Annotated in this window: 16 protein-coding genes; 9 read left to right on the plus strand and 7 right to left on the minus strand. The window is 66.9% G+C overall.

Annotation, left to right across the window (positions count from 1 at the left end):
- Positions 1-85 precede the first annotated feature (85 nt).
- From icmF to BJ988_RS06760, 4 genes are all read right to left on the minus strand, one after another.
- On the minus strand, positions 86-3313 hold the full coding sequence (gene icmF, locus BJ988_RS06745) for a fused isobutyryl-CoA mutase/GTPase IcmF (protein WP_179657316.1): 3228 nt from the start codon (positions 3311-3313) through the stop codon (positions 86-88).
- Between the two features lie 76 nt (positions 3314-3389).
- A complete protein-coding gene (locus BJ988_RS06750) occupies positions 3390-3905 on the minus strand; it encodes a MarR family winged helix-turn-helix transcriptional regulator (RefSeq protein WP_179657317.1) in 516 nt (171 codons plus the stop codon).
- A 212-nt stretch (positions 3906-4117) separates the two neighbouring features.
- The gene (locus tag BJ988_RS06755) at positions 4118-5287 is read right to left on the minus strand and encodes an acyl-CoA dehydrogenase family protein (protein WP_179657318.1); all 1170 of its coding nucleotides are present in this window, start codon (positions 5285-5287) and stop codon (positions 4118-4120) included.
- A 30-nt stretch (positions 5288-5317) separates the two neighbouring features.
- Positions 5318-6169: a 3-hydroxybutyryl-CoA dehydrogenase gene (locus tag BJ988_RS06760; protein WP_179657319.1), complete on the minus strand. Its 852-nt coding sequence runs from the start codon at positions 6167-6169 to the stop codon at positions 5318-5320.
- Between the two features lie 73 nt (positions 6170-6242).
- On the opposite strand from BJ988_RS06760, the gene BJ988_RS06765 reads away from it, so the two are divergent.
- Positions 6243-6920 (plus strand): TetR family transcriptional regulator, encoded by a 678-nt coding sequence (locus BJ988_RS06765; RefSeq protein ID WP_179657320.1) that lies wholly within the window; start codon positions 6243-6245, stop codon positions 6918-6920.
- Positions 6921-7151: 231 nt separating this feature from the next.
- On the opposite strand, the gene BJ988_RS06770 is transcribed toward BJ988_RS06765, so the two are convergent.
- The 3 genes from BJ988_RS06770 to BJ988_RS06780 form a co-directional block, all read right to left on the minus strand.
- Positions 7152-7895 (minus strand): VWA domain-containing protein, encoded by a 744-nt coding sequence (locus tag BJ988_RS06770; protein WP_343051507.1) that lies wholly within the window; start codon positions 7893-7895, stop codon positions 7152-7154.
- Positions 7896-8104: 209 nt separating this feature from the next.
- Positions 8105-9040, minus strand: coding sequence for an AAA family ATPase (locus BJ988_RS06775; RefSeq protein WP_179657321.1), 936 nt, complete (start codon positions 9038-9040; stop codon positions 8105-8107).
- Positions 9041-10153, minus strand: coding sequence for an NDMA-dependent alcohol dehydrogenase (locus BJ988_RS06780; RefSeq protein WP_179657322.1), 1113 nt, complete (start codon positions 10151-10153; stop codon positions 9041-9043).
- A gap of 148 nt (positions 10154-10301) precedes the next feature.
- Between BJ988_RS06780 and BJ988_RS06785 the strand changes: the two genes are divergently transcribed.
- The 8 genes from BJ988_RS06785 (at position 10302) to BJ988_RS06820 (ending at position 17469) form a co-directional block, all read left to right on the plus strand.
- Entirely contained in the window at positions 10302-11948 is a 1647-nt protein-coding gene (locus BJ988_RS06785) for a sigma-54-dependent Fis family transcriptional regulator (RefSeq protein WP_179657323.1), read from the plus strand.
- A gap of 120 nt (positions 11949-12068) precedes the next feature.
- On the plus strand, positions 12069-13574 hold the full coding sequence (locus tag BJ988_RS06790; RefSeq protein WP_179657324.1) for an aldehyde dehydrogenase family protein: 1506 nt from the start codon (positions 12069-12071) through the stop codon (positions 13572-13574).
- A 15-nt stretch (positions 13575-13589) separates the two neighbouring features.
- Entirely contained in the window at positions 13590-13691 is a 102-nt protein-coding gene (mftA, locus tag BJ988_RS06795; RefSeq protein ID WP_179657325.1) for a mycofactocin precursor MftA, read from the plus strand.
- On the plus strand, positions 13691-13990 hold the full coding sequence (gene mftB, locus BJ988_RS06800) for a mycofactocin biosynthesis chaperone MftB (RefSeq protein WP_179657326.1): 300 nt from the start codon (positions 13691-13693) through the stop codon (positions 13988-13990). Before mftA ends, mftB begins: the two co-directional genes overlap by 1 nt.
- A 20-nt stretch (positions 13991-14010) precedes the next feature.
- Positions 14011-15204: a mycofactocin radical SAM maturase gene (gene mftC, locus BJ988_RS06805; RefSeq protein ID WP_343051508.1), complete on the plus strand. Its 1194-nt coding sequence runs from the start codon at positions 14011-14013 to the stop codon at positions 15202-15204.
- A complete protein-coding gene (gene mftD / locus BJ988_RS06810) occupies positions 15201-16430 on the plus strand; it encodes a pre-mycofactocin synthase MftD (protein WP_179657328.1) in 1230 nt (409 codons plus the stop codon). Before mftC ends, mftD begins: the two co-directional genes overlap by 4 nt.
- Positions 16427-17101: a mycofactocin biosynthesis peptidyl-dipeptidase MftE gene (mftE, locus tag BJ988_RS06815; protein ID WP_179657329.1), complete on the plus strand. Its 675-nt coding sequence runs from the start codon at positions 16427-16429 to the stop codon at positions 17099-17101. The genes mftD and mftE overlap by 4 nt, the downstream gene beginning before the upstream one ends.
- On the plus strand, positions 17098-17469 hold the full coding sequence (locus tag BJ988_RS06820) for an SDR family NAD(P)-dependent oxidoreductase (protein WP_179657330.1): 372 nt from the start codon (positions 17098-17100) through the stop codon (positions 17467-17469). Before mftE ends, BJ988_RS06820 begins: the two co-directional genes overlap by 4 nt.
- Positions 17470-17624 lie beyond the last annotated feature (155 nt).

Below are 17624 nucleotides of genomic sequence, written 5' to 3' on the forward strand. Positions count from 1 at the left end.
CGACCCGAGCCAGGTCCGTCATCGTCGGACGATGACGGACCTGGCTCGCGTCCAACGACGCTTCACCACGGAACCTGGCGTGCGGTCACACGTTGCGGCGGTACTGCCCGCCGACCTCGAAGAACGCTTCGGTCACCTGCTGGAGCGAGCACACTCGGGCGGCGTCCATGAGGACGGCGAACACGTTGGTCCCGGCGACGGCCGCCTCCTTGAGTCGTGTGATGGCCTCTGTGGCTTCCGCGCGGTGCGTTTCCTGGAACTGCAGCACGCGGTGCAGCTGCGACTTCTTCTCGGCCTCGGTGGCGCGCGCTAGCTCGATCTCTGCCGGGGATGCGTCGGAGTCGGGCTTGACGAAGGTGTTGACGCCGATGATGGGCAGTGACCCATCGTGCTTGCGATGCTCGTAGAGCATCGACTCATCTTGGATGCGGCCGCGCTGGTAGCCGGTCTCCATCGCACCTAGCACGCCACCACGCTCGTTGATTCGGTCGAACTCGGCGAGCACCGCGTTCTCGACCAGGTCGGTGAGCTCGTCGATGATGAACGAACCCTGGAGCGGGTTCTCGTTCATGGCGAGTCCCCACTCGCGGTTGATGATGAGCTGGATCGCCAACGCTCTGCGTACCGACTCCTCGGTGGGTGTCGTCACCGCCTCGTCGTAGGCGTTGGTGTGCAGCGACTGGGCGTTGTCGTAGATCGCGATCAGTGCCTGCAGCGTGGTGCGGATGTCGTTGAAGTCCATCTCCTGCGCGTGCAGGGACCGGCCTGAGGTCTGCACGTGGTACTTCAGCTTCTGAGAGCGGTCGTTGGCGCCGTACTTCTCCTTCATCGTGATCGCCCAGATGCGGCGGGCGACGCGGCCGAGGACGGAGTATTCGGGGTCCATGCCGTTGGAGAAGAAGAAGGACAGGTTGGGCGCGAAGTCGTCGATGTCCATCCCCCGGGCGAGGTAGGCCTCGACGTAGGTGAAGCCGTTGGCGAGGGTGAACGCAAGCTGGCTGATGGGGTTCGCGCCGGCTTCTGCGATGTGATAGCCGGAGATCGACACCGAGTAGAAGTTGCGGACCTGCCGCTCGATGAACCACTCCTGGATGTCGGCCATCATCCGCAGAGAGAACTCGGTGGAGAACAGGCAGGTGTTCTGGCCCTGGTCCTCCTTGAGGATATCGGCCTGCACGGTCCCGCGGACGTTCGCCATGGCGTACGCAACGAGCTCGTCGCGCTCCGCCTCGGACGGCTGCCTGCCCTCCCGATCGACGAACCTGTCGACCTGCTGGTCGATGGCTGTGTTGAGGAAGAACGCCAGCACGGTCGGGGCCGGCCCGTTGATGGTCATCGACACCGAGGTGGAGGGGGAGACGAGGTCGAAGCCGTCGTAGAGCACCTTCATGTCGTCGAGCGTGGCGACGCTGACTCCCGACGTACCGACCTTGCCGTAGATGTCCGGCCGCGGATCCGGGTCGCGCCCGTAGAGGGTGACCGAGTCGAACGCGGTGGACAGACGGGTCGCGTCGCCGTCCTGGCTCAGGATCTTGAAACGGCGGTTGGTGCGTGCCGGGTCACCCTCGCCGGCAAACATCCGTGCCGGGTCCTCGCCGTCGCGCTTGAACGGGAACACCCCAGCCGTGTACGGGAAGTAGCCCGGCAGGTTCTCGCGACGCCAGAAGCGAACGAGCTCGCCGTGGTCGGTGAAGCGCGGGAGCGAGACTCGCGGGATCTGGTTGCCCGACAGGGATTCACGGGTCAGGGGAGTGTGGATCTCGCGGTCGCGTACCTTCACGACCTGCTCGTGACCTGAGTAGGAGTCCACCACCGTCGGCCACGCCTTGATCTGGTCGGTGACCTCGTGAGGCAGGTCCCTGTGCGCGGATTCGAGGAGGTCCTCGACGTCGGAGGTCTCGCGGTCGGCGGCGACGAGCTCGCCTTGCACGATCTCCAACCGCTGAACTCGTCGTGCCGCCTCGGCGAGCCGATCGGTCTGGGCGTGGTAACCGCGGACGGCCTCAGTGATCTCGGCTAGGTAGCGCGCACGGTCGGTGGGCACGACCTGGCGAATTCCGGAGGAGTACCGTACGTCGACGCGGGCGAGGATGCCCTCGGAGATCGGCAGCCCACGACCGGCGAGGTCGTCGCGAAGATGCTGGTAGAGCGCGGTCACGCCGTCGTCGTTGAACGTTGCGGCCGAGGTGCCGAAGACGGGCATCTCGGAAGGCTGCTTCCCGAAGGCCTCACGGTTGCGTACCAGCTGCCGGCCGACGTCCCGCATCGCGTCCTTGGCCCCGCGGCGCTCGAACTTGTTGATCGCGACGGTCTCGGCGAAGTCGAGCATGTCGATCTTCTCCAGCTGCGAGGCAGCACCGAACTCGGGAGTCATGACGTAGAGACTGGTGTCGACGAAAGGCACGATCGCCGCGTCACCTTGACCGATACCGGGCGTCTCCACGATCACCAGATCGAACCCGGCAGCCTTGACGACATCGATCACGTCGGCGAGGTGCTCGGGCACCTCGTGGGCGCCACGGGTCGCCAGGGAACGGAAGAAGACGCGGTCGCCGTCGAGGGAGTTGGCCCGGATCCGATCGCCGAGGAGCGCGCCGCCGCCTTTGCGTCGGGTCGGATCGACGGCGATGACCGCGATGCGGAGCTTGTCCTGCTGGTCCACCCTGAAGCGGCGAACCAGTTCGTCGGTCAACGACGACTTGCCTGACCCGCCAGTGCCTGTGATTCCGAGAACAGGCGTGTGACGATCGGCCGCGGTCGTCTTGAGGGTGGCGAGGACGCCCTCGGGCAGCCGGCCGGCCTCGGCGCCAGTGATTGCACGAGCGATGGCGAACCGGTCGCCCGAGACGACACTGTCCGCACTGACGGCCTTGGTATCCCACAGATCGAAGTCGCAGTCGGCGACGACGGAGTTGATCATGCCGACCAGGCCCATCTTCTGCCCGTCCTCGGGGGAGAAGATCGTGACTCCCGCCTCCCGGAGGCGCTTGATCTCGGCGGGCACGATGACTCCGCCGCCTCCGCCCACGACCTTGATGTGATCCGCGCCTGCCTCGCGGAGGGACTCGGCGAGGTACTCGAAGTACTCCACATGCCCACCCTGGTACGACGACACCGCTACGCCATGGGCGTCCTCCTCGAGTGCGGCGTCGACGACCTCCTGCACGGACCGATTGTGGCCGAGATGGATCACTTCGCAGCCCTGGCTCATGAAGATCCGCCGCATGATGTTGATCGAGGCATCGTGACCGTCGAACAGGCTCGACGCCGTGACGAGACGGATCGGATGGGTGGGCACGTGAAGGTCAGCCATGGAGGCCCCCAAAGAAATAGTTGGATGTCCTACTAATAGATAGTAGGACATCCATGCATATCCTGGAAGTGGGCTCTCAGTCCCTCGCCAGGTAGTCGACGTGGTCGCCAGAGGCGGCCCGTAGGTGCCCGAGGAGCTCGGTGAGGCGGACGACGTCGTCGCTGTCGAGCCCGGGGCGAGCAAACACCTGCTCATTGAGACCCGCGGTGGCTTCCTCGACCACGTCGTGGCCGTTGCGGGTGAGGGAAGCGAGGATGACCCGCCGGTCGTCGTCTCGCCGGAGGCGCTCGACGTATCCTTGGCGAACGAGCCGCTCGACCGCACTGGACACGCTGGTGGGGTGCACCTGGAGGAGTGATCCCAAGCGCGTCATTGGCATCGGGCCCGAGCGTGAGAACGACAGGAGCCGTAGGATCTCAAAACGCGCGAAGGTCAAGTCGAGGGGCCGCAGTACGGCGTCGATGCGTTCCATGAGCAGCTGCTGAACACGTGCGATCGACGTCACCATCGCCATGCCATCGGCGGCGTCGGCCCAGTCGTGACGCACCCACTGGTGGTGCGCCTCGCGAATGGGGTCTCGGTCGTCTCGCATTCGGATAGGTTACCGCAGGGTAGTTGGGCGTCCTAGGTTCATGGAGATGGGTTGGCCGTGGTTCCGTATGGACGGACCTTGGACGCGACCAACCGGGCGCGCGAGAAGATGGCGGTCGGGAGAACCGTATACACGCGCTCTTCCGGTTCCTCAGCCTCACCTCGGGGCTTCGTGGGGTTGATGGAACTTGCGTCGGCGCGGCAGGTGCGGGATCAGCGAACTGGCGTGCCGAGCAGCTGGCGCGCCATCACGAGGCGCTGGATCTGGTTGGTGCCTTCGTAGATCTGGGTGATCTTGGCGTCGCGCATCATGCGTTCGAGGGGGAAGTCCTGGGTGTAGCCGGCTCCGCCGAGGAGCTGGACGGCGTCGACGGTGATCTCCATGGCGGTGTCGCTGGCGAAGCATTTGGCGGCCGCTCCGAAGAAGGGCAGGTCGCTGGCGTGCCGTTGGGACTTGGCGGCGGCGATGTAGACGAGCTGGCGGGCAGCCTCGAGCTTCATCGCCATGTCGGCGAGCATGAACTGGATGCCTTGGAAGTCGGCGATGTGTTTGCCGAACTGCTGGCGTTCCTGGACGTAGGCCAGGGCGTGGTCGAGGGCGCCTTGGGCGATGCCGACGGCTTGGGCGGCGATGGTGATGCGGGTGTGGTCCAGGGTGCGGAGGGCGAGCTGGAGGCCGGTGCCGGGCTCGCCGATGATGCGGTCGGCGGGCAGGTAGACGGCGTCGAAGATCAGCTCGCAGGTGGGGGAGCCCTTGATGCCCAGCTTCTTCTCGGGCGCGCCGACGGTGAACCCCTCGTCGCTCTTCTCCACGACGAAGGCACTCACGTTGGACCCGCGTCGACCGTCAGGGTCGGTGACGGCGAGGACGGTGTAGTAGTCGGAGATGCCGGCGTTGCTGATCCATGACTTCTGTCCGCTCAGCACCCAGTGGTCACCGTCGCGGACGGCGCGGGTCTTCATGGAGGCGGTGTCGGAGCCGGCTTCGCGCTCGGACAGGGCATACGAGAACGCGGAGGTGCCTGCTGCGAGCGGTGGCAGGTAGCGCTGGTTGAGCTCCTCGGATCCGGCGAGGATCAGCGGGAGGCTGCCGAGCTTGTTGACCGCTGGGATCAGGGAGGACGAGGCGCACACCCGCGCGATCTCCTCGATGACGATGCAGGTCGCCAAGGAGTCCGCGCCCTCGCCGCCGTACGCCTCGGGCACGTGCGGAGCGTGGAACCCGGAGGCGACGAGCGCGTCGTACGCCTCGGTCGGGAACCTCGCGGCGGCATCGACCTCTGCGGCGTACGGAGCGATCTTGTTCTCCGCGATCCCACGCACGGCCTCGCGCAGATCGAGGTGGTGGTCGGCGAGCTCGAGGTAGGGAAAGTCGTCGGTCATGGTGCCTCCTGGGTCGAGTCGGTCTGAGGGTCAGTAGTGATAGAAGCCGCGGCCGGTCTTGCGGCCCAGCAGACCGGCGTCGACCATCCGGGCGAGGAGCGGCGGCGGGGCGTAGAGCGGCTCCTTGAACTCCTCGTAGAGCGACTCGGCCACGGCCTTGGTCGTGTCCAGCCCGATGAGGTCCGCGAGCGCCAGCGGTCCCTGGGGGTGGGCGGCGCCGCGTACGAGGCCCTGGTCGATGTCCTCGGCCGTGGCGAAACCGGACTCCAGCATCCGGATCGCGGAGAGCACGAACGGGATCAGCAGTGCGTTGACCACGAAGCCGGCCCGGTCCTGGGAGTCGATGGGGTGCTTGCCGAGGTCCTTCTCGACGAACTCCCGCACCCGGTCGGTGGTGGCCGGTGCGGTCAGCAGGCTGGGTACGAGCTCGACGAGGGAGAGCACGGGGACCGGGTTGAAGAAGTGCAGCCCGATCACCTGCGCGGGCCTCTCGGTGGCGACGGCGAGCTTCATGATCGGGATGGAGGAGGTGTTGGAGGCCAGTACGGCCTCGGGGTCGGTGACGATGGCATCGATCTGGGTGAACAGCGTCGTCTTGGTGGCTTCGTCCTCGATGATCGCCTCGATGACCAGGTCGCGGTCGGCGAGTGCTTCGAGGTTGCTGCTGACGGTGATGCGCTTCAGCACCTCGGCGGCGTCGGTGATCTTGCCGCGCTGCTCTGCTCGTTCGAGGGAGCCCTTCAGGCGGTCGCGGCCGGCCTCCGCGGCCGCTGGGTTGGCGTCGATGAGGACGACGTCCTTGCCGGCGCGCGCGGCGACCTCGGCGATGCCGGCACCCATCAGTCCGGCGCCGACGACGCCGATGCGGTTGAACCCGTTCATGTGCAGCCTTTCGTCATTATGGTACGCCGTACCCTACTAGCGGAACGGCGTACCATCAAGTACGTTTCAGGTCATGAGCGAGAAGCCTCGAGCGGCGACGACGAAGGACCGTCTGGTCGCCGCGGCGTTCGAGCTGTTCGAAGAACGGGGATTCGACGCGACGACCGCCGAGGACATCGCGCGCCGTGCCGGGGTGGGGCGTACGACGTTCTTCCGCACGTTCGGGTCCAAGGACGACGTGATCTTCCCTGAGCACGACCTGCTGCTCGGTCGCATCGACCAGCGTCTGGCGGCGGCGACTCCGGCTGCTCGGCCGCTCGCGCTGAGTGAAGCGACTCGCGTGGTGCTGCGTCACTATCTGGACGAAGGGGAGCTGGCGCGTGCCCGGTACCGCCTGATCGGATCGGTGCCAGCTCTTCGCGCTCGCGAGACGGGTGGGATCCAGCAGTACCAGCGGCTGTTCGCGCGCTGGCTACGGGAGTGGATGTCCGATCTGCCTGATGGGCAGCTTCGTGCAGACCTCTTGGCAGCTGACCTCGTGGCTGCGCACAACTTCGTGCTTCGACGATGGCTCCGGGGTCAGACGTCGGAACCCGAGAACGAGTTCGACCAGGCGATGCGAGTAGCCCTCGAGCGCTATCAGCCCTCAGGACTCGAGCCGTCCTCAGCCGTGGTCGTTCTGCGCACCTCGGCCACGCCCGCCGCCATCCAGGCCCAGCTGCAGCCCTTGCTCGACAACGAAGCTCGTTGAAAGGCGCAGAGAGGTCTCGTACGCAATATGGACGCACGGTCGATGCTCTCAGATCGATGCTTCGGATCAGTCACCTCCTGATCCGTAAGGCGTTCGCCTTCCCAGTCATGACCCTGGACGTGCTAGCCGGTAGACGCCTCGAGTGCGCCGGTTCACGCTGGGATTCCTCCGCAGACCCAGGGTCGATTCACTCCCGCCAATCAGATGATTGAAAAACGGTCTGGGCGGTAGCTAGACGCGTTCGTCCGCCATCAATCGGTTGAGCAGCCTCGGCACATCGAGCACGCTTTCAATCGCGCCCCAGGCGGCTCCTGAGACACGAGCCAACTGCTCTACTGCCTCCAGGTCGTCGCCCGGAGCCAGGATGATCAGCTCCTGGAGGTTCGAGGCCGCTGACGCGACGCCGACCTCCTCGGTGGCTCGGCAGTCCGACAGGAGCAGGGTGACCTTGCGCCGGGCCTCGGCCTTGATCAATTGTGAGCGGGCCTGCTCGAGCGCGGCAGCGAGCGAGGTCGTCCCATGGCCGCGCAGGGTCAGGATCGAGGCCACCGTCTCGCTGGCCGATCGACGTTCGTTCATCGGCTTGAGCACGTCGATCTGGGAGGCAAAGGTGATCACCGCGTTCTCCCTGGGAGCCAGGCTGGCACAGGCGGCGGCTGCCACCGCCGCTGTGGTCAGACGGGCACCGTTCATCGAGCCTGATCGGTCGATCACCAGGCACAGTGCGAGGCCGGGCTTCGACCAGTCGCTGACGAGGAGCTCGTCAAGCCGGGCACTGCGGCCTTCGGCACGCGCTGACAGCACCCGGTCCATCGATCGGTCGAGGTCGATGTCGCCGCCGTCCATGGCTGGGCGGATGCGCCGCTTCGAGATCCCCGATGACTTCGGCATGCCACGTCGCGTCTGATCCAGGATCAGCCGAGGAGCCAGTCGACGTACCTGGCTGCGAAGGTTCGGGTCAGTCGCCAACGACATCTCCACGAGCAGCGTCAGCGTCTCGTCGGCGTCATCTGTCAGCGCCGAGCTCAGTGCGTCCTGGTCGAGGACGCCGACCTCGGGTGACAGCTCGGCGAATCGGGGGTTGCGGGCCAGGTCTGATCGACCCGTCGTGCGCTCACCGCGTGGGCGGTCACGCGCCTCCGGGCTGGTGTTGGACTGGGGCGAGCCCGCCGGGGGTGGCGGGCTCAGGGTTCCCCCGGCGACCCCTCGGGGTCGGAGTCGTGTGTCGAGTCGTCTGTCGGCTCCGGCCCGAAGACGCGCTCGTACATCTCCCGCACCACGTCCTCGGGGCTGCGGCCCGTGGAGTCGTGGAGTCGGATCCGTCCGCTGAGGGAAACCTTGGCCGCGGCGAGGCCGACGTGCCAGTCGTCGACGGCCACCCCACGGAGCTGGGCCAGCTCCACCGCGATGCGGGCGATGTCGATGGCCCCTCGCACGGACGAACCCCATTCAAGGGCGTCGTGCTCGCGGGAGGCACGAACGAGGACCACCACCTTGCTCCGCCAGGCCGCATCGATGCCGGGGGAGTGCATGGCGACGATGTCGCGTTCTGCCTCGGCGGACTGGTATCCCATCGAGATGCGGCACGTGCGGTCATACAGGGCGCTGGAGACTCGGGCGGTGCCCACTGCGTCGAAGGGGTTCATGGCCGCGACGAGGCCGAAGCCGGCAGCTGCGACCACGCGTCCCAAACGGGGTACGGTGATCTCCTTCTCGGACATCGCGGCGAGGAGCACGTTGAGCGTCTCCTCGGGAATGCGGTTGAGCTCCTCGACGTAGAGCAGCCCGCCGCTCCTCATCGCCTCGAGCAGCGGCCCGTCCTCGAAGATCTCGGGCGCATAGCCGCGCTCCAGAACCAGCGCCGGGTCGAAGTGCCCGATGAGACGAGCCGGCGTGAGCTCCGCATTGCCCTCCACGAGGACGAACGGGATCTCACGATCGCGAGCAACCTGACGCAGCAGGGTGGACTTGCCGGTGCCGGGCGGGCCCTCGAGGAGCACATGGGCGCCACTGAGCAGTGCGGCTTCGAGGATCTGAGCCTCGTCCGCGCGGGCAACCGCGGCCACGGGCGCGACGAGTGGCATCGTCGCACCCTTGGCAGCTATCAGTGCGGCGTTCATTCAGTGCTCGTGAACCACGACGCCGCGCACGTTCTTGCCGGCGAGGAGGTCGTCGTACCCCTCGTTGACCTGGTCGAGGCGGTAGGTGCGGGTGATGATCTCGTCCAGCTTGAGGTCGCCGCTCTGGTAGAGGCCGAGGATCTTGGGGATGTCGACGGTGGGGTTGCAGTCGCCGAAGAGGCTGCCCTTGATTGTCTTGCGGAACAGGGTCAGGATCGAGCCGGGCAACTCGATGGTCTGCTCGCCGAGCTTGTTCAGCCCGGTCACGACCACGGTGCCGCCCTTGCCGATGGCGTTGAAGCCGCTGGCGACGATCTCCGAGGTCAGAATCCCCGGTGTCAGGATCGCGGAGTCGGCGCCCTGGCCGCGTGTGAGCTCGACGATCTTGTCCTGGGCCTCCTCGGCACTGGCGAAGGCGTGCGTCGCGCCGAGCTCCATCGCCTTCTCCCGCTTGTTCTCCAGGGGGTCGATGGCCACGATGTTCTTGGCTCCCGACAGTCGTGCGCCCTGGACGGCGTTGATGCCGATGCCGCCGATGCCATAGACGGCGACGGTGTCACCAGCCTTGACGTTGGCGGTGTTGACGGCCGCGCCCCAGCCGGTCGGCACACCGCAGCCCACGAGGACTGCCTTCTCGAGCGGCAGGTCATCATCGACCTTGATGCAGGAGTTCTGGTGGATGACGCCGTACTGGCTGAACGTGCCGAGCATGCACATGGCACCGTACTGGCCGCGTGGCCCTGAGATGGGGAAGCGCTCGCCGGGCAGGTAGCCCTCGAGTATGGTGGCTCCCATGTCGCAAATCGACTGCTGGCCGCTGGCACAGTAGCGACAGGTGCCGCAGTTGGGGATGAACGAGCAGACGACGTGGTCGCCGACCTTGACGCGCGTGACCCCGGGGCCGACCTCCTCGATGACGCCAGCACCCTCGTGGCCCAGCACCATCGGGAGCCGCGCTTCGAGATCGCCATGGGCGATGTGCACGTCGGAGTGGCACAGCCCGGCGTGCGTGTAGCGGATCAGGACTTCCCCGGCCTGGGGCCCGTCGAGGTCGAGTTCTTCGATCTCGATCGGCTTTCCGGTCTCATAGACGACGGCGGCGATGGTCTTCACGTGGACTCCTAGGGTTGTGATCGGGCTCACACCGTCGCAAGATATTGGGAGAGATTCTGTTCAAAGTCTGGACAGGGTGCGAACGCGGCGTCAGCCAGACTTTGTGACGGCGGTCACTTGACCGCCGGTTGCGAAGGGAACCCACCGCATGGACTCGTACCTGTCGAATCGACCGTCGCGCACCAGCGTCCGCGAAGACATCGCACTGTCTTGGCGACGGGTGACCATGGCGGGGCTCGACCCGTCTGCTGCGTTCGACACCGCAGCCCACGACGTCGACCCACGCAGTTCGCTGCTGATGGGTGCCACACCCGTCCTCGAGGAGCTTGAGGACTACTTGCGAGGGAGCAACTACGCGACGCTTCTGGTGGATCGCGACTGTCGCGTCGTGCGCCGATGGTTCGACGATCCACGTATCGAGGACGGGTTCGACTCCCTCAAGCTCACCCTCGGGGCCAGCCTTCTCGAGGAGAACATCGGTACCAACGCGCTGGGCACAGTCATGGTCATCCGGCAGGGCATCGCGATCAACGGCCGCGAACACTTCGCCCAGGCTCTCCAAGGATTCAGCTGCTACGGCCACCCGATCAGGCACCCGCTCACCAAGCGCATCGAAGGTGTTCTCGACATCACGGCGATTATCGAGAAGGCCAGCCCTCTGCTGCCGCCGCTGATCTCGCGAGCCGTGCACGACATAGAGCAGCGACTCCTAGACGGGAGCCGGACGTCGGAGAAGAACCTGCTACAGGCGTTTCAAGGTGCGGCCGGGCTGCGCCGCCGAGCCATCCTCGCCATCGGCGAGGACATCGTGCTGTCCAACCATGCCGCAAACGACCTGCTCAGTCCCGGCGACATTGCATTGCTCCGAGCACTTGCCGAGGAGCCGCTGCGCGAGGAGCAGACTCTTGAGCTCACGCTCGAGAGCGGCGACGCAGTCAGCATCGAGATCTCGCGAGTGGGCGGCGCGCGCCGTGGCGCGCTCCTGCGGGTCGACCGGGTGAGCGGCGACCGGGCGCTGGCGGTGAAGAGCCGGACCCAGACCAGGCTCGAGGAAGTCGGTGCTCCCCGTATCGTGACGGGCGTTCCTGGCACCGGGCGTTCAACCCGGGCACAAGAGCTCGCGGCCGAGCATCCGCCGCTCAAGATGATGCGACCCGCCGCTGCTCTTCTCGAAGGCGGCGCCGAGTGGGCTTGCGAATTCCAGGACGCGATGCGTCGCCCCAAGGGCACGGTCTGTGTAGACGGCATCGATCTGCTGCCCGATGAGTTGCTCGACCTCGTCATCGACTCTGTGGATCGTCAGTCGCGCCCTGATCTGATCTTCACGGCCGGCCCGATCTCGGGACTCACCGGACGCGCGGCCAGCTTGGCCGGGATGGCGATGAGCCGAGAGGAGCTCGTACCGCTCTCCGCGCGCCGCAAGGAGATCCCCGGTCTGGCCGCAGCGATGTTGGCCGAGGTCGCCCCGAATCGGGCGATCCATCTGGCGCCGAGCCTGATCCGGGCACTTGCTGCGCAATCTTGGCCGGGCAACCTGCGTGAACTGAAAGCGGTGATCCACCATCTGGCGCTGCAGCGGTCCGTGGGCGCCCTCACTCTGCCCGACCTGCCCGAGCAATACCGGGTGACGTCTCCGGAACACCCATTGACGGCCCGCGACCAGGCCGAGCGGGACGTGATCGTCACGGCGCTCAAGGCAGCTGATGGCAACAAGGTGCGCGCCGCGGAGGAGCTGGGTATGTCGCGGACGACCCTCTACGCGCGCTTGCGAACGCTGCGGATCACGACCTACTGAGCGCCCATGATCGCCGCTGCCGGGGAGTGTCCAGAGACTGAACAGCCGTGCGGACCAATGGAAGTGATCCTCGTCTCATGGACCTCACATTTGGTAGGTCCCTGAAATTGGAGGCGTTCCATGACCGCTGTTGCACCTGACCTACATGCCTCGGTCCTTCCTGCCGTCCGTGACTTCCTGAGCACCCCGAAGCAACTGTTCATCGGTGGCGAATGGGTGGACTCCGCAAGTGGCGAGACGTTCGAGACCATCGACCCGGCCACGGGTCGAGTGCTGACGACTGCCGCCCGCGGAGGAGCCGAGGACATTGACCGGGCAGTCGCGGCCGCGCGCACCGCGTTCGAGGGGGAGTGGTCGCTCTGGACGCCCGCCCAGCGCCAGCGCATCCTGTTCCGGATCAGCGAGGCCATCCGCGATCGTGCGGAGGAATTCGCCCAGATCGAGTCCCTCGACAACGGCAAGTCCGCCGGTGTCGCCCAAGGGGTCGACGTCTTGTGGACGGCAGAGCTGTTTGCGTACTACGCCGGCTGGGCCACCAAGATCGAGGGCCGGACCATTCCGGTGTCGGTCCCGTGGGCTCCCGGTGCCCAGTGGCACGCCTACACGCTGCGGCAGCCCGTCGGCGTGTGTGGCGGCATCGTCCCCTGGAACTTTCCACTGCTGATGGCTGCCTTCAAGGTGCCGGCCGCACTGGCCACCGGGAACACCTCGGTGCTCAAGCCGGCCGAGCAGACGCCGCTCTCGGCGCTGCTGCTGGCTGAGGTCATGGCCGAGGCCGGCCTCCCCGACGGTGTGTTCAACGTGGTGACCGGATACGGCGAGGCTGGGGCTGCGCTGGCCGCGCACATGGACGTGGACAAGATCGCGTTCACCGGGTCGACCGAGGTCGGCAAGCTTGTCGTCGATGCGGCCCGCGGCAACCTCAAGAAGGTCTCGCTCGAGCTCGGCGGCAAGAGTCCGCAGGTCGTGTACGCCGACGCCGACCTCAGCACCGCCATCCCCGGCGTGGCCAGCGGCTTCCTCTTCAATCACGGCCAGGCCTGCACGTCCGGCACCCGGATCCTCGTGGAGGAGTCGATCTTCGAGGAGTTCACCCAGGGAGTGGCGGAGGTAGCCGGGGCGAGCAAGCTCGGTCACGGCCTCGACCCCACCGCCGAGGTCGGCCCGTTGGTCGACGGCACCCAGCTCGAACGTGTCACCGGCTACATCGAGGACGGTCTGCGAGACGGCGCCCGAGCGCTGACCGGCGGTTCACGTCACGGCACGGAGGGCTTCTACGTCGAACCCACACTGCTGGTCGACGTGGAGGACTCGTTCAGCGTATATCGCGAGGAGATCTTCGGGCCCGTCGCGGTCGCGACTCCGTTCAAGCCCGAAGAGGGAGTCCGCCGTCAGGCGAACGACACCCCGTTCGGACTCGCTGCCAGCGTGTGGACGCGTGACATCTCCAAGGCCCACCGGGCCGCGCGAGAGATCAACGCGGGGACGGTGTGGGTCAACTGCCACAACGCCTTCGACGCGGCGATGCCGTTCGGTGGTTTCAAGCAGTCGGGTTGGGGGCGTGAGCTCGGCGAGGGCGCCATCGACCTCTACACACAGAACAAGTCCGTCAACATCGCCATCTGATCGAAAGGTTGAGACATGACACTCCCAGAAGAAACCATCCACGACGACGCCGAGGAGGTTGGTGCGGAGGACCTGATCGAGGAGGTCTCGATCGACGGCATGTGTGGTGTCTACTGATGCCTGACCTCCTGCTCGACCCGATCTTGATGGAGGCCTGGGCGCTGTCGCCGGCGGTCGCGCTGCGGCCGGAGCCCTTCGGGGCTTTGGCCTACCACTTCGGCAACCGAAAGCTCACCTTCCTCAAGCGTCCCGAGTTGGTGACCGCCGTCCGGGTGCTCGGTGAGCACCCGGACGTCCGGTCGGCCCTGGTTGCCGCAGGTGTGCCCGAGAGCCAGCATGCGGCGTACGGCGACGCGCTCCGGGGCCTCGCCCGCACCGACATGATCCGGCCGCGCGAGAAAGGGATGACGCCATGACGGCCGTACAGGAACGACCGGTGGGTGGTTCGCTAATCGATCAGTTCGAGCTCGGGCTCGACGCACCGATCTGTCTGACGTGGGAGCTCACCTATGCCTGCAATCTCGCGTGCGCGCACTGCCTTTCGTCGTCGGGCAAGCGGGACCCGCGGGAGCTGAGCACCGAGCAGTGCGAGGCGGTGATCGACGAGCTGCAGCGGATGCAGGTGTTCTACGTCAACATCGGTGGCGGGGAGCCGACGATCCGCCCGGACTTCTGGCACCTGCTGGCCTACGCCGTCGACCACCAGGTCGGCGTGAAGTTCTCCACCAACGGTGTGCGGATCACGCCGGAGCGAGCCCGGTTCCTGGCGTCGACCGACTACGTCGACGTACAGATCTCGATGGACGGCGCGACCGCCGAGGTCAACGACTACGTTCGGGGACCGGGGTCCTACGACACCGCGCTCACCGCGCTGCAGAACCTGCAGGACGCGGGGTTCAAGGACGCCAAGATCTCGGTCGTCTGCACCCGCGAGAACATCGGCCAGCTCGACGAGTTCAAGGAGCTGGCGGACCGGTACGGCGCAACGCTGCGGCTGACCCGGCTGCGGCCGTCGGGTCGCGGCGCTGACGTGTGGGACGAGCTGCATCCCTTGCCGGCCCAGCAGAAGGTGCTCTACGACTGGCTGATGGCGCACGGTGAGGACGTCCTCACCGGCGACTCGTTCTTCCACCTCGCGGCGTTCGGAGAGAGCCTGCCCGGCCTCAACCTGTGCGGCGCGGGCCGGGTGGTGTGCTTGATCGACCCGACCGGCGACGTCTACGCGTGCCCCTTCGCCATCCACGACAACTTCCTCGCGGGCAACCTGCTGGCCGAGGGCGGCTTCCAGCGCGTGTGGCAGACCTCCGAGCTGTTCACCGAGCTGCGCTCGCCCCAGACCGGTGGTGCGTGTGCGAAATGCACCTTCTACGACTCGTGCCGTGGTGGGTGCATGGCCGCCAAGTTCTTCACCGGGCTGCCGCTCGACGGCCCCGATCCCGAGTGCGTCCAGGGCTACGGCGAGACCGCCCTCGCCGGGGAGCGGACCATCCCGGCCGCCAGCCAGGACCACTCCAGATCCAGAGCGACGCGAAACGAGCCGGTGATGCTCCAGCTGATGACCCAGCCCCCTGTGTCGGCGTGCGCGGAGAGTCCACTCGCCGGATACGAACCCGAAGGCTGCTGCTCATGAAACTCGAGAATCCGTGGAAGCAGAACCCGTGGTTCGAGTCGGTCGCCGTCGCCCAACGCCGCGCGCGCAAGCGGCTGCCCGCACCGGTGTATGGCGCCCTGGTGGCCGGTTCCGAACGCGGCCAGACCGTCGACGACAACGAGGCCGCGTTCCGCGAGCTCGGCTTTGCCCCGCACGTCGCGGGCCAGCAGGCGAAGCGGTCGATGGCCGCCACGGTGCTGGGCCAGGAGGTCGCGCTACCGGTGCTCATCAGCCCGACCGGTGTGCAGGCGGTTCACCCCGACGGCGAGGTGGCCGTGGCCCGCGCGGCGGCTGCGCGGGGGACGATCATGGGATTGTCGAACTTCGCGTCCAAGTCCGTCGAGGAGGTCACGGCCACGGGGGCGGCGACCTTCTTCCAGATGTACTGGACCGGTGATCGCGATGTCGTCGTCCAGCGCATGCAGCGCGCGCACGCGGCAGGAGCGCTCGGGCTGATCGCAACCCTGGACTGGTCGTTCTCGATGGGTCGCGACTGGGGTAGCCCTGAGATTCCGGAGAAGGTCGACGTCAAGACCATGGTGCGGATGGCGCCCAAGGTCGTGACCAAGCCGCGCTGGCTCTACGAGTTCGGTCGCTCCGGTCAGCTCCCCGACCTCACGGCGCCCAACCTCGCGCCACCAGGAGGAGGGGCACCGACGTTCTTTGCGGCCTACTACGAGTGGATGACCACACCCCCGCCCTCGTGGGAGGACGTGGCCTGGATGCGCGAGCAGTGGGCGCAGATCAGCGGGACGCCGTTCCTCCTCAAGGGTGTCTGCCGGGTCGACGATGCCCTGCGGGCCCGTGACGCCGGGGTCTCCGGTCTCTCGGTCTCCAACCACGGTGGCAACAACCTGGACGGCACGCCGGCGGCGATCCGGATGGTCAAGCCGATCGCCGACGCGGTCGGTCACGACCTCGAGGTGGTGACGGACGGCGGCATCCGGCGCGGCTCCGACGTCGTCAAAGCGGTCGCCCTCGGGGCGCGCGCAGTGATGATCGGGCGGGCGTATCTGTGGGGGCTGGCAGCCAACGGTCAGGCGGGGGTGGAGAACGTTCTTGACGTCCTGCGTGGCGGCATCGACTCGGCGCTCATGGGCTTGGGCGTGTCCTCGATCGACGAGCTCACGCCCGACCACGTGCTGGTGCCTGCGAATTTTCATCGCGATCTGGGTGCTCTGGCAACGGATGAAGCCCGCCCATGAGTGGACGGATCGCGGACGCCACCTGGCCCGAGCTCGAGCAGATCGACCTCGTCGTGGTGCCAGTCGGGTCGATCGAGCAGCACGGTCCGCACCTCCCGCTCGACACGGACGTCACGATCGCGGTCGGGGTCGCGGAGGCTGTTGCCGCGGCCTTGGACGGCGCGTGGGTGGCCCCCGCGGTCGTCTACGGGTCCAGCGGTGAGCATCAGGCTTTTCCGGGGACGAGTTCCATCGGAACGGATGTCCTGCGCCTGATGCTGGTCGAGCTGGTGCGGTCCATGCGGACCTGGGCGCGACGAATGCTCTTCGTCAATGCTCATGGCGGCAACTTGCAAGCGTTGACCGGCGCCGTTCGTCAGCTCGTGGACGAAGGTCATGATGTTGCCTGGGCGCCCTGTGCGACCGAGGATGTCGACCTGCATGCCGGGCGCACCGAGACCTCGCTGATGCTGTTCCTGTGCCCGAGCTCCGTACGTCTCGACCTGGCCGAGGCAGGCAACACCCGGCCCCTCACGGAGATCCTGCCCGCGCTCGTGACGAGCGGAGTGCGCGACGTCTCGGCCAATGGAGTGCTCGGCGATCCGGCCGGTGCCTCGGCGAAGGAGGGAGCGCTGCTGCTCGAGCGGATGGTGCGCGACGTGCTGACGCGAGCCGCGGTGGCGACTCCATGAGCCCTGTCGCTCTGGTCACCGGAGCGGCCCGGGGGATCGGTGCTGCGACCGTCGCTCGGCTGGTCGCCGACGGCTACCGCGTGATGGCAGTGGACTCTTGCGAGCGTCCGCCGCTGGCCACGCGCGCGGAGCTGGACGCCGTCGCGACCGCCCATGGCGATGCAGTGCTGCGCCAGGTCGTCGACGTACGAGATCGGGGTGCGCTGGCCGAGACCGTCGCACGCACGCTGGACCACTGGGGCCAGCTCGACGCGGCAGTCGCCTGTGCAGCTGTGATCCGTGGTGGTTCCCCGCTGTGGGAGACCGACGAGGCCGACCTCGACCTCCTGTGGGACGTGGGCGCCAAGGGGCGCTGTGCGCGTCGATGAAATCAGCTGGCTTGACGCCGCGGCACAGCGGATGGGAGCGGCATACCGGGACCGGAAGGTCGAGCAGTGGTGGACGTCTTCGCCGGAGGTTCGACGCCGCTTATGGATCCAGGCGCAGCAATGTTTGTGCCTACACGGGTGTCCCTGCCGCCATT

It is taken from the genome of Nocardioides panzhihuensis, assembly GCF_013408335.1.
GTDB classification, from domain to species: Bacteria; Actinomycetota; Actinomycetes; order Propionibacteriales; family Nocardioidaceae; genus Nocardioides; species Nocardioides panzhihuensis.